This is a genomic window from Streptomyces sp. NPDC005281, assembly GCF_040607495.1.
Taxonomy (GTDB): Bacteria; Actinomycetota; Actinomycetes; order Streptomycetales; family Streptomycetaceae; genus Streptomyces.
Genome location: NZ_JBEXGX010000055.1, coordinates 16,545 through 28,899, shown reverse-complemented (window position 1 = coordinate 28,899; position 12,355 = coordinate 16,545). Strand labels below are relative to the sequence as shown.

The 12,355-nt window shown below is 68.4% G+C and carries 9 protein-coding genes and 1 pseudogene; 7 read left to right on the top strand and 3 right to left on the bottom strand.

Annotated features, from left to right (window positions below; genetic code table 11):
- A pseudogene (locus tag ABZV42_RS39860) lies at positions 1-110 on the top strand (IS5/IS1182 family transposase); the annotation flags it as partial.
- Between the two features lie 36 nt (positions 111-146).
- On the opposite strand, the gene ABZV42_RS39855 reads toward ABZV42_RS39860, so the two are convergent.
- The 3 genes from ABZV42_RS39855 to ABZV42_RS39845 form a co-directional block, all read right to left on the bottom strand.
- The gene (locus ABZV42_RS39855) at positions 147-485 is read right to left on the bottom strand and encodes a thioredoxin family protein (protein WP_356057071.1); all 339 of its coding nucleotides are present in this window, start codon (positions 483-485) and stop codon (positions 147-149) included.
- Positions 486-1,044: 559 nt separating this feature from the next.
- Positions 1,045-1,353 (bottom strand): hypothetical protein, encoded by a 309-nt coding sequence (locus tag ABZV42_RS39850; protein ID WP_356057069.1) that lies wholly within the window; start codon positions 1,351-1,353, stop codon positions 1,045-1,047.
- 237 nt (positions 1,354-1,590) lie between these two features.
- Positions 1,591-2,631 carry a LacI family DNA-binding transcriptional regulator gene (locus ABZV42_RS39845; protein ID WP_356057066.1) on the bottom strand — a complete coding sequence of 347 codons (1,041 nt, stop codon included), beginning with the start codon at positions 2,629-2,631 and terminating at the stop codon, positions 1,591-1,593.
- Between the two features lie 242 nt (positions 2,632-2,873).
- On the opposite strand from ABZV42_RS39845, the gene ABZV42_RS39840 reads away from it, so the two are divergent.
- The 6 genes from ABZV42_RS39840 to ABZV42_RS39815 all read left to right on the top strand — a co-directional run bounded on the left by ABZV42_RS39840 (position 2,874) and on the right by ABZV42_RS39815 (position 12,321).
- Positions 2,874-4,190: an extracellular solute-binding protein gene (locus ABZV42_RS39840; protein ID WP_356057064.1), complete on the top strand. Its 1,317-nt coding sequence runs from the start codon at positions 2,874-2,876 to the stop codon at positions 4,188-4,190.
- Between the two features lie 39 nt (positions 4,191-4,229).
- The gene (locus tag ABZV42_RS39835) at positions 4,230-5,150 is read left to right on the top strand and encodes a sugar ABC transporter permease (protein ID WP_356057062.1); all 921 of its coding nucleotides are present in this window, start codon (positions 4,230-4,232) and stop codon (positions 5,148-5,150) included.
- Positions 5,151-5,154: 4 nt separating this feature from the next.
- Entirely contained in the window at positions 5,155-6,063 is a 909-nt protein-coding gene (locus ABZV42_RS39830) for a carbohydrate ABC transporter permease (protein ID WP_356057061.1), read from the top strand.
- 61 nt (positions 6,064-6,124) lie between these two features.
- The gene (locus tag ABZV42_RS39825) at positions 6,125-8,728 is read left to right on the top strand and encodes a family 78 glycoside hydrolase catalytic domain (RefSeq protein WP_356057058.1); all 2,604 of its coding nucleotides are present in this window, start codon (positions 6,125-6,127) and stop codon (positions 8,726-8,728) included.
- Positions 8,729-8,972: 244 nt separating this feature from the next.
- Positions 8,973-11,525: a glycoside hydrolase family 3 C-terminal domain-containing protein gene (locus ABZV42_RS39820; protein WP_356057056.1), complete on the top strand. Its 2,553-nt coding sequence runs from the start codon at positions 8,973-8,975 to the stop codon at positions 11,523-11,525.
- Between the two features lie 262 nt (positions 11,526-11,787).
- Positions 11,788-12,321 (top strand): 2'-5' RNA ligase family protein, encoded by a 534-nt coding sequence (locus tag ABZV42_RS39815; protein WP_356057054.1) that lies wholly within the window; start codon positions 11,788-11,790, stop codon positions 12,319-12,321.
- Positions 12,322-12,355: the final 34 nt, after the last annotated feature.

The following is a 12,355-nucleotide window of genomic DNA, read 5'->3' as shown; positions in this document are numbered from 1 at the left end:
ACGAGACCCTGCCCGCCAGCTCCGAGGCCATGATCCACGTCGCCTCGATCGACAACCTCACCAAGCGCATAACGGACGAGACGACACCCACCTGGCGAGGAACTTACTAGAACATAAAGGGCAATTGATCTAGATCAAACGCCCTCTCAGAGGTGGCTGTCCAGGAACTCTCGTACCTCCGCGATGGTCATGGGCCCGGTGCCGTGCGCGACTGCCTCCCCCTCCTTCAGCAGGACGCAGGACGGGGCTCCGGTGATTCCGTATCGCTGGGTTGCGGCCGGACAGCGCGTGATGTCGGTGCGGACGACCGTCACACGGCCGGAGTACTCGTCGGCGATGACCCCCACGACGAGGTCCATCGCCCGGCAGGGCTCGAGGGCTTTGGGCCAAGTCCCGGTGAAGTATGCGAGTACCGGGACTTGGCTCATCTTGAGGATGAAATCGAACTCCGCGTCCTCACGGGGTTGGTGAACCGGCTTCGCCATAGAAGTTCCTGACCTCGCGTTCTGTCATTCCATCCCCATCATCCCCCGCGCGGTGCGCCGGGTCGGTCCGGTCGGTCGTCTGGCGGAGTTCCTCCGGTGAGCGCGGGACAGTCGCGGGCCCGGCAGACGCGGTCGTGGGTGTTCTTGCCTGTGGGGACGTCGTTGTCCACGCGAGTTCATCCATCACGGCCTGGTGATCCGGGCCGGGTCGGCCCGTACCGGCTCATCGGCCGGCCGGCCGACCGGCGGGACGGCTGGGTTCGGGTGAGGATCTCGTCTTGCAATACGGCGATCGCCGCGGTCGGGCTTCGGCCGAGTCTTACGGTCTACTTCCGCGACACCGTGGGCTGATCCGGGCTGTGCTCGAAGCGGTCAGCGGCGAGACGGGCAGTTCGAGCAGCTTCCCGCTTCTCCAGTGAACCGGCGCCGTTTCGTCCGCCAGCCGCCAGCCGCCAGCCGCCAGCCGCCAGCCGCCAGCCGCCAGCCGCCCTCGGCCTTGTTCCCCCAGCCCTCCGCCACCATCAGGCCGAAGCCGAACCGGACTATTTCCGGCGAGAGTTCAGCCTCCCAGCGCTGCCCGCGCGCGCTGTGCCAGCATCGGGATCAGCCGCTCGCGCCACACATCGAGGGCGATGTGTCCGCTGGACATCCCGCCGTGTGCGTACCGTTCCAGGTACACCGTCGGCTCCCGTTCAGTGGTCAGGTCGGTCCCGGTCACCTCGCGGAACGCCGCATGAACCAGATCGACCACCTCATCGACCGAGCCGGGCAGGGGAGTGTGGGCCAGGTGGTCACGAAGCGCCCGCCAGACAAACGGGTCTCCCCGCAGGCCCCAGCCCTCCGGCTCGGGAACGAAGAGGCGGGCCATCGTGGGAGTGGCTGAGGCATCGTGCGTCACGGCGGCCAGTCTCACACGCCTGCCTCTGGCCCCGGGCGGGCCAGCCTCACAGCCTGCCTCTGTCCCCGGGCGGGGCGCGGCTTGGACGATTGGGGACCGGCCCGGGGCGGGGCCCGGCCCGGACGACTGGTCACTGGCCCCGGGCGGGGCGCGGCTTGGACGACTGGACACAGGCCCCCGGCGGGCGCCCGCCCGTACGACTGGACTCTAGGTGCGAGGCGCGCTCGTGCTGCCGCGTACGACGAGTCGAGGGGTCATGCTGGTCTGGACGGCGTGATCGCGTCTGCCTTCGACGCGTTCGATGAGCAGTCGGGCGGCGGTGGCGCCCATGTTGTGGCCGGCCTGGTCGACGCTGGTGAGCTGGACGGTGGCGAGGTCGGCCACCGCGGTGTTGTTGTAGCCGACCAGGGAGATGTCCTCGGGGACGCGCAGGCCCAGTTCGTGAGCCGCCCGCCACACGCCGAGCGCTGCTACGTCGGCTCCGGCCATGATCGCGGTGGGCCGGTCCTCCTGGGTCAGTAGGCTCATGCCGGCCTTGTAGCCGCCGTCGTCGGAGTAGGCGGTGCGGCAGACGCGGGTCTGTTCGGTGAGGCCGTGGCGGCCCATCGCCTCCGTGTAGCCGTTGGTCAGCACGATCTCGGGAGTGCGTGCCCACTTGCTGGAGCGGTTGCCGGAGGCGGAGACCAGCGTGATCTTGCGGTGTCCCAGGGAGACCAGGTGGTCCACCACGAGGCTCGCTCCCGCTCCGTCCGCGTCGACGACGGAGTCGTGCAGGTCGGAAGGGTCGTGGTGGCCGATGATCACGGTTGGCGTCGTCTCGGCCATGGAGAGGACCTCGGCGCGGGGGGTGCCGGGGGCGATGAGGACGAGTCCGTCCATCTGCCGGTCGACCATGGAGCGGATGGTCTTGCTCTGCGCGTCGGCGCCGAAGCCTGCCGCGCCGACCAGCACCGTGTACTCGCTGTCGTGGAGTTCGTCGCGGATGCCGTCGAGGATGTCGGCGAAGAACGTGTTGCGGATGTTGTCGAGCAGCACGCCGATCGTGTAGGTCCTGCCGCGCATGCCCCGGGCCGCCGCATGCGGGCGGTAGTCGAGCTCCGCGATGGCTGCGCGGACCTTCTCCTGCATCGCCGCGCTCACGCCGTAGGCGTTGCGCATCACCTTGGAGACCGCGGCGGTCGACACTCCCGCGTGCTGGGCCACCTCGGTGATCGTCACCCGCTTCTTGCGCTGCGAGCCGTGCCCCATGCTTCGTGCCCCCTGAGCTGATCTGCTGGATACAACGGTCTACACGATTGTCCACCTGTGCGCTAGATGAGGCCAGCTTTTCCTCGGTGTTACGACTCGATGTCTTGACGCTGGACGTAAGGGCGTGCACTGTGGTGCGCACTTCGACGTAGAGAACGTTATACAAAAACCTCTCCGCCGCAGACCCCCACCGCAGGCCTTCGCCGTGCGTCCTTCGTTCAACGATGACTGGGAGCCATGCTGTGATCACCGACTCGTCCGCCGCCAGAAGGGCCCGCCTCGCCGGAATGACCGCGAGTGCCGCCGCGATGGTCGTGCTCGTCTCCGCCTGCGGTGGCACGGGAGGCGGTTCAGCCTCCGCGCCCAAGAACTTCAGCTATCTGAGCGTTACGGAGAACACCACCGTCAAGACGGCGCTGGGCACCCTGTCCAAGGGACAGTGCAAGTCGGCGAACGACGCTCTGCCCCTGAAGGTGGAGACCGTCCCGCAAGCGAGCCTCGACCAGAAGCTTCAGTTGCTCGCCGGCCAGAACGCTCTGCCGGTCCAGTTCGCCGCCGGCAACGCCCCGGCCCTGACCCAGCAGCTCGCCAAGTCCGGTCAGGTCGCCGACCTGGAGGCGAAGCTCAAGGACCTCGGCGTCTACGACCAGCTGGAGCCGGCCGCCGTTTCGACGATCAAGGCGCTCTACGGCGGCAAGGTGGAGGTCCTGCCGTACGAGTACAACATCGAGGGGATCTTCTACAACAAGAAGATCTTCACCGCCAACGGCCTGAGCGTGCCCGGGACCTGGGACGAACTCGTCTCGGCTGCCGCGAAGCTGGAGGCCAAGGGCATCCAGCCGTTCGCCGCCTCCGGCCAGCAGGGCTGGCCGCTGACACGGCTGATCAGCGGCTACCTGTACCGAAGCCTTGGCCCGGACGCGCTGAAGGATGTCGCTGACGGCAAGGCGAAGCTGACCGACCCGCAGTACGTGAAGGCGGCCGAGGAGATATCCGCGCTCGGCAAGAAGGGCTACTTCGGCAAGGGCGTCGGGTCCATCGACTACGACACCGCCATGAACGAGTTCCTCTCCGGCAAGGCCGGCATGCTCTACATGGGCAGCTGGGCGCTCGCCAACATCGCCGACGCGAAGCAGAACACCGTGGGCGCGGACAACGTCGGCTTCATGCCCTTCCCCGCCGTCTCCGGAGGCAAGGGGGCGATCGACCAGTACCCCTCGAACGTCGGCCTCGGCATCACCCTCGGCGCGAAGAGCTTCGACAAGAAGACCGGAGCCTGGGTCTCCTGCATCACCAAGAACTACGGCAGCACCGCGCTGAAGGACCAGGGCACCATCTCCGGCTTCAAGGTCAACACCGAGGTCGACAACGCCAACGAGGTCACCGGCCAGGTCCGCGACACCATCAGCTCCTCGAAGCAGAACGTGCTGTGGTTCGAGGCTCTGTTCTCCACCAAGGCCACCACGATCAGCCAGTCCAATGCCGCCGGACTGGTCAACGGAAGCCTGAGCCCGCAGAAGTTCATGCAGACCGTTCAGGACGCACTGTCCGGCAAGTGACGAGTCGCTGCTCAGGAAGCCTTTCCTGAGCAGCACCTCATGTCAGCAGGCAATTTCAAGAACTGGACTTCACTCATGCACCGCGTACTCGGTGACCGCAAAGCGGTCCTGATCCTGCTGGGGCCCGCCGCCCTCGTCTACTCCCTGGTCATGCTGGTCCCGATGGTGTGGTCCCTGGGCTACTCGATCACCAAGGGCAGTACGATCCAGGGCTTCACCGGCAACGGTCTGGGCAACTTCCACCGGCTGTTCACCGATCCGGCCGTGCGCGACGCCCTGTGGTTCACCGCCAAGTACGCACTCGTCGTGACCGTGGGGCAGGTCGTCGCCGGCTACCTGCTCGCCCTGCTCTACGTCTTCTTCCTCAAGCGGGCCTCCGCGCTCATCCGCACCCTGGTCTTCTTCCCTGTCGTCCTGCCGACCGTGGCTGTGGGCCTGCTGTTCCAGAAGTTCTTCCAAGTGGCGCCTCGGACCGGCCCCGTCAACTCGCTCCTGAACGCCGTCGGAATCGACTCCATCGACTGGTTCGGCAGCGCGAGCCACGCTTTCTGGGTCCTGGTCATCATGGACATCTGGCGCTCGATGGGCTTCTACGCCGTCCTGCTGTTCGCCGGTCTGGTCGACATCCCCGAGGAGGTCCTGGAGTCGGCACGGCTCGACGGCGCCTCGGGCCTGCGGCTCGTCCGCCACATCGTGCTGCCCATGTCGTTCCCGGTGCTCATGTCATCGGTCATCTTCAGCATCAACGGCACGCTGAAGGTCTTCGACTCCATCGTCGCCCTCACCAACGGCGGACCCGGTAACGGCACGACTCCCTTGACCCTGTACATGTTCCAGACGTCGTTCACCTACAGCGACTACGGCTACGGAAGCACCATCGCGTTGCTGCTGACCGTCGTGTGTCTGCTGGTGACCCTGGTCGTCTTCCGCGTCTCGCGGCACGACCTCACGAAGGGCTGAACCCATGGCCATCGACACACCTTTGAAGACCGCCGGTACTGCCGGCGGTGGTGGCCGGGTGCCAGCCTCGTCCCACAAGCCGGCGCGGCGGCCGCGCAGCCGCCTCTGGGTGAAGACCGTCGTCGCGCTGCTGCTGGTCGTCGAGGTCTACCCGCTGGTGTGGATGTTCCTCACCTCGCTGAAGTCCAACAACGACTACCTCAACAACTCGACCTGGAGCCTGCCCACCCACTGGCAGTGGAGCAACTACACGGACGCCTGGACCACCGGCAACATCGGCCTGTACATCCAGAACAGCCTCCTCGCGGTCCTCCCCGCCCTCGCCCTGATCCTCCTGCTGGGCACCGCCGCCGGCTTCGCCCTCCAGGTCATGGTGTGGAAGGGCCGCGACTTCGCCCTGCTGATCTTCCTCGCGGGCATGATGGTCCCCGCGCAGATGATCCTGCTGCCGTTGTTCACCGTGTACTTCCAGACCGGCCTGTCCGGCACCCTGTGGCCGCTGATCCTCACCTACACCGGCACCGCTCTGCCGCTGACGGTCTTCATGATGGCCACGTACTACAAGACCGTCCCGCGTGAGCTGTTCGAGGCGGCGACCATCGACGGCGCCGGCATCCTGCGCGCCTTCTGGACCATCAGCGTCCCCATGGTCCGCAACGCCATCCTCACCGTCGGCCTGGTCCAGTTCTTCTTCATCTGGAACGACCTGCTCATCGCGCTGACGTTCACCAACAGCCAGGACCTGCGCACCATCCAGGTCGGCCTCCTCAACTTCACCGGTGACTTCGGCGCCACCCAGTACGGCCCCCTGTTCGCCGCGATCTGCATCAACGTCTTCGGCACCCTGCTGATCTATCTCTTCCTCAACCAGAAGGTGATGAAGGGCCTGACCTCGGGCGCCGTCAAGGGCTGACGGCCACCTGCCCCGGCAGCGCACACGCCCGCCCGCTTTCATGGAAGGTCACCCCCCAACGATGTCCTCTCAGCCTGCCCCGGTCACGTTTGAACACCTGCTGGACGGCCTCGGCATCGGAGTCGCCGAACCCCGCCTGAGCTGGCGTCTGCCCGACGCAGCGGTTCTGCAGGACGCGTACGAACTCGAACTCGATCGAGGCGGCGTCACGTACCGCACAGGGCGGATCGCCAGTTCAGAGCAGGTACTCATACCTTGGCCCGGGCAACCCCTGTCGTCACGGACGAACGTGACCGTTCGCGTGCGGGTCTGGACGGAAGGAACCGTCGAACCGTCCGGGTGGAGTGAGCCCAGCACCGTCGAGGCGGGGCTGCTGGACGGGGACGACTGGGCCGCCGTGCCCGTCGGCCCCGCCTGGCCGGAAGATCTCGACAGCGACCGTCGGCCGGCCCGCGTCCGCAGAGACTTCAGCCTTACCGCCCCGGTGCTCCGGGCACGGCTCTACATCACGGCCCACGGCCTGTACGAAGCCGAGATCAACGGCCGTCGCGTCGGCGATGACACCCTCTCACCAGGATGGACCGTCTACGGCGAACGGCTTCGCTACTACACGTACGACGTCACCGGCCACCTCACCCAGGGCGCCAACACCATCGGTGCCTGGCTCGGCGACGGCTGGTACCGCGGCCACATCGGCTTCGACGGCGGCTACCGCAACCTCTACGGAACCGACCAGTCCCTCATCGCCCAACTCGAGGTCACCCACACGGACGGCACCACCACCGTCATCGCCACCGACAACTCCTGGCAGGCCGCGACCGGCCCGATCCTCTTCAGCGGCCTCTACGAGGGGGAGACCTTCGACGCCCGCCTCCACGACCCCGCCTGGTCGACCCCCGCAGGCGCCATCGGCGGCGATCACCACAGCTGGACGGCGGTGTCGACCCGAACCCGCGATCCGCGCACGCTGATCGCACCCAAGGGCGCCCCGGTCCGCTGCACCCAGGAGATCTCGCCGACCGTCATCACGGACAAGGGCGACGGCCGCTACGTACTCGACTTCGGCCAGAACCTCGTCGGCCGACTGCGGATCACCGTTGACGGCCCGGCCGACACCACCGTCGTCCTGCGCCACGCCGAGGTCCTCCAGGACGGCGAGCTCGCGACCCGCCCCCTACGGGCAGCGACCTCCACCGACACGTACATTCTCGACGGCTCCGGCGAACAGTCCTGGGAACCCCGCTTCACCCTCCACGGCTTCCGGTATGCCGAAGTCAGCGGCTGGCCGGGCGATCTCGCCCCGAACGCCGTGACCGCACGGGTCCACCACACCGACATGACCCGCACCGGCTGGTTCGAGTGCAGCGACCCGATGATCAACCGACTGCACGAGAACGTCGTTTGGAGCATGCGCGGCAACTTCGTCGACATCCCCACCGACTGCCCGCAGCGCGACGAACGGCTCGGCTGGACCGGCGACATCCAGGTGTTCACCCCGACCGCGAGTTTCCTCTATGACTGCGCCGGCATGCTCGACTCCTGGCTCGACGACGTCGCCGTAGAACAGCTCCCCGACGGCACCATCCCCTGGTACGTGCCCGTCATCCCCGGCGGCCCCCAGTGGACCCCGATCAAACCCGGCGCAGCCTGGGGCGACGTCTCCACCCTCACCCCCTGGGTGCTCTACCAGCGCTTCGGCGACCTCGAACTCCTGCGCCGCCACTTCCCCATGGGGCGCGGCTGGGTGGACCTGATGGAGAACCTCGCCGGACCGAGCCGCCTGTGGGACACCGGAGACCAGCTCGGAGACTGGCTGGACCCCATCGCCCCACCGGACGATCCGGCCGGCGCCCGCACCGACCGCTACCTCGTCGCCACCGCCTACTTCGCCCATTCCGCCCGCCACTTGCAGTGGTCGGCCCGCGAACTCGGCTACACCGACCTGGAGGCACGCTACGGGCGGCTCGCCGACGAGGTCACCGAGGCCTTCCACGCCCGCTACGTTCAGCCCGACGGGCGCATGACCAGCGACGCCCCGACGGCGTACTCGGTCGCCCTGGCCTTCGGCCTGATCACGGATGCCGACCGGCGGCAGATCGCGGGCGACCGCCTCGCGGAACTCGTCCTCCAGGACGACGCACGCATCGCCACAGGCTTCGTCGGCACACCGCTCATCTGCGACGCGCTGACCGACACCGGCCATCTGGACACCGCCTACCGGCTGCTCACCCAGACCGAGTGCCCGTCCTGGCTCTACACCGTCTCCATGGGCGCGACCACCATCTGGGAGCGCTGGGACAGCCTGCGCCCGGACGGCACCCTCAACCCCGGCGGCATGACCTCCTTCAACCACTACGCGCTCGGCGCCGTCGCCGACTGGATGCACCGGGTCGTCGCCGGCCTCGAACTCACCTCACCGGGCTATCGCACCCTGCGGTTCCGGCCACGGCCGGGCGGCGGCATCACCTGGGCCAAGGCGCAGCACATGACGCCCTACGGCCTGGCCGCCATCTCCTGGGAACTGACCCCGTCCGGCATGAGCGTCCACATCACCGTCCCCGAGGGCTGCCAAGGGCTGGTCGAACTGCCCGGACGCGGCCCCTTGACGGTCGGCCCGGGCCGACACCACCTCGACACCCGCGATCTCGGCCGCACCGCAGCCTGACCCACCTGCCCACAGCCGGTGCGGGGCCTTGCTCCGAACGCTCCCGCTCGCAGCTCCTCCCTCGGCTCGCACAGCGGAGGGGAGGACCGACGGGGGCGGCGCCGGGGAGGTGCCTGACCCCCGTCCCCGGCGCCGCCCCGCCTCACCACCGGCTCATCCCGCAATCGGGCCCGCATCGGACGACGCGCGGCCGCTCGTGCATGACCTCGTGACTCAGCTGCTCCCGCTCGAAGGAGAGTGTGACGTGAACCGTCCCAGAGGAATGACCAGGCGTGAAGCCGTCGCCGTATCCGTGGCCGCCGTGGGAGGAGCCGCGGTGTTGACCGCGGGACTCCCCACCGCCGCTGCCGCGGCAACGCCTGCTGCCGCCCCGACCGCCGGACAGCCGTGGCGCGACAAGAACAGGTCCGCCGCCCGCCGCGCCGACGCGCTCCTGAACGTCATGACGCTCGAGGAGCAGATCACCCTCGTCACGGCTGTCGAGATCGCCGAGTACAAGCCGCTGGAACACCTGGGCATCCCGGCGATGACCCGCGTGGACGCCTCCGACGGTCTGCGCGGCGACACCGGCGTGACCGCCTTCCCCGCTCCCAACGCGCTGGCGGCCACCTTCGACACCGAGCTTGCCGAACAGTACGGGGCGGTGATCGGTGCCGAGGCCCGTGGCAAAGGCTGGAACGTCCTCCTGGGGCCGACCGTCGACATCGACCGCAACCCGCGCAACGGCCGCGAGTCGGAGTCGTACGGCGAAGACCCTCTCCTCAGCGGCCTGATGGGAGCCGCGGTCACCCAGGGCTTCCAGAAGAACGACGTCATCGCCCAGGTGAAGCACTTCACGGTCTACAACCAGGAGGAGGGCCGCAACTCCCTGGACGTCAAGGTCTCCGAGCGGGCGCTGCGCGAGGTCTACTATCCGGCGTTCGAGCACACCATCCGCGACGGCGGAGCGCTGTCGGTCATGGGCTCCTACCCGAAGGTCAACGGCGTCTATGCGTGCGAGAACCCGCACACCATCGGCGCCCTGAAGAACGACCTCGGCCTGAAGGGGTATCTCGGAACCGACTTCTACCCCTCCGGGGACCGGGTCGCGGAGATGAACGCCGGTGTGGACTCGGCCGCACTCACCCCCGACACACCCAAGGAGGCCTTCACGGACGGCCGCATCCCCAAGGAGCGCACCCGGGATGCCGCCCGTCGCATCCTGTACGCCCTGTTCGCATCAGGCGCCTATGACAACCCCCTGCCTGCCCAGCCGGCCGTAACGGTCACCACCGATGCCCACCAGGCCCTCGCCCGGATCACCGGTGAACAGGCCACCGTCCTGCTCAAGAACAAGGGCGGTCTCCTCCCGCTGTCCAAGCGGCGGACCATCGCCGTCATCGGCCCGGCCGGCAAGGACGCCATGACCGGCGTCGAAGGCTCCTCGTACGTCGACCCCGGCGACTTCACCACCGCGGTGGACGCCATCCAGGCGAAGGGGGCCCGGGTCCTGTTCTCCCAGGGCACCCTCGGTGACGTGGCCCTGCCCACCGTCCCCGGCGACGTGTTCACCACGCCCGACGGATCACCGGGCCTGCACGCGGAGTTCTTCGCCGGCGAGGATCTGGCCGGTACCCCGATCACCACCACGACCGCCTCGACCGTGGACTTCCGCTGGGGCAACCCGGTCGGTGATCTGCCGACGAAGTGGTCGGCCCGCTGGACCGGCCGCATCACGCCTCCCACCACGGGCCTCGTGCGCTTCTCCACACTGCTGTCCGGCGCCGCCAAGCTGGTCGTCGACGGGACCACCGTCTTCGACGAGTCCCGGTTCGTCTGGGACTCGTTCTTCGGCCCCAAGGAAAGCGCCATCAACGGGGTCATTCAGCTCACCGCCGGCGAGACGGTGGACATCACCGTCGAGTACAGCACCAAGGACGTCGGGTTCTACGGCCCGAGCATGAAGCTGTGCTGGCAGCCCGACTCCCTGATTCCCGAAGCGGTCGAGGCCGCCAAGAAGGCCGACGTGGCCGTGGTGTTCGTCAACAACTACAGCGGCGAGGCCTTCGACCGCGACGACCTGTCGCTGCCCGGCGACCAGAACCAGCTCATCACCGCGGTCGCCGCCGCCAACCCGAACACCGTGGTCGTCCTCAACACCTCGGGCCCCATGCTCATGCCGTGGCTCGGCAAGGTGAAGAGCGTCCTCCAGGCCTGGTACCAGGGCGCCGCGACCGGCACCAGCATCGCCAACATCCTCTACGGAGACGCCGAACCGGGCGGCCGCCTGCCGGTCACCTTCCCCGCCGACGAACAGCAGGGGCCCGCCACCTACACCGGTGGCAAGAACGACGGCGCGGGCGGCAGCATCGTCTACGACGAGGGCATCTACGTCGGCTACAAGTGGTACGACAAGCACCACGCCACACCGCTGTTCCCCTTCGGCCACGGCCTGTCGTACACATCGTTCAGTCACGACAAGCCCCGCGTGCACACCCTCGGACGCGGTGACCAGGCCGCCGAGGTCAGTGTGGAGGTGCGCAACACCGGCCGGCGGCCCGGATCCGACGTGGTTCAGGTCTACATCGGACACCTGCCGACCAGGACCGACACCCCGGCCAGGACTCTGGCCGGCTTCGCCCGCGTCGACCTCGAGGCCGGGCAGCGCAAGAGCGTCAGCGTCACCGTCAGCAGGCGCACGCTGTCCTACTGGGACGAGGCCGAGAACCGCTGGGTGACCCCCACGGGCAAGGTCAGCGTCTATGTCGGCCGCTCCGCGGCCGACATAGACCTCGCGGGCACCATCACCGTCAAGTGACTGCTGCCGGCCGGGAGAGACGCCCGGCCGGCAGCTCAACCCCGCCGACCCGTGCCCGCCCGCCCCAGCGGGCCGGCACGGGCCCGGTCAGCGGCATCCCGTCACGAGGGGACGAGTGTCTTCCGGACGCGCCGCCGCCGGATGTGCCGGGGGAAGGCCAGGTGCCGGGCTGGCCCGATCTGCCCCGGCAGAGGTGAACTCTTGGTGTGACGGCCCTGCCGATGCCGGCGAAACCCCAGGCCATCGCCGGTAGGCTGCGACGGTGCGCACGGTCGAGGTCTTGTTGGACGAGGCGGCAGACCTCGCGGTCCGGGAAGCCTGGCGACGGCTGGCGGATGCGGGGCTGCCCAGTCAGGCGCGCCACAGCTCACCGACGAACAGCCCCCACCTCACCCTGGCCGCCTGCCCGGAGCTGACCGCCCCGATCCGCTGGGAGCTGGCCGAAGTGGCCGCCGCCCTGCCCCTGCCGGTGCGGTTTGCCGGCGTGGTCCGCTTCGAACGGCCGACCTCGGTGCTGGCCTGGGCTCTTGAGCTCGACTCCGCCCTGGCCGACTTGCACGACCAGGTGTGGGACGCGGTGGTCTCGGACAGCCCGCGCGAGACCCTCAACCCCCTTCACGACCCGGCGCATTGGAGCCCGCACATCACCCTCGGTCGTTCCCGGCGGGCCGGCGCCTTCACAGGCCGACGCATCCCTGAGGTGCTGCCGGCACTGCCGTTGTCGACCCAGCTCACCACCCTGCGCAGCTATGACACCGAGACAGGAGCCGTGGAAGTGCTGGGGCCCCGTCCCTGAGACGGCTCCGCCCTCGACCGGTGTCACCTTTCTG

Coding starts and splice junctions, on each gene's coding strand:
- ABZV42_RS39855 (WP_356057071.1), bottom strand. CDS start 485: ATGGCGAAGCCGGTTCACCAACCCCGTGAGGACGCGGAGTTCGATTTC.
- ABZV42_RS39850 (WP_356057069.1), bottom strand. CDS start 1,353: ATGGCCCGCCTCTTCGTTCCCGAGCCGGAGGGCTGGGGCCTGCGGGGA.
- ABZV42_RS39845 (WP_356057066.1), bottom strand. CDS start 2,631: ATGGGGCACGGCTCGCAGCGCAAGAAGCGGGTGACGATCACCGAGGTG.
- ABZV42_RS39835 (WP_356057062.1), top strand. CDS start 4,230: ATGTCAGCAGGCAATTTCAAGAACTGGACTTCACTCATGCACCGCGTA.
- ABZV42_RS39830 (WP_356057061.1), top strand. CDS start 5,155: ATGGCCATCGACACACCTTTGAAGACCGCCGGTACTGCCGGCGGTGGT.
- ABZV42_RS39825 (WP_356057058.1), top strand. CDS start 6,125: ATGTCCTCTCAGCCTGCCCCGGTCACGTTTGAACACCTGCTGGACGGC.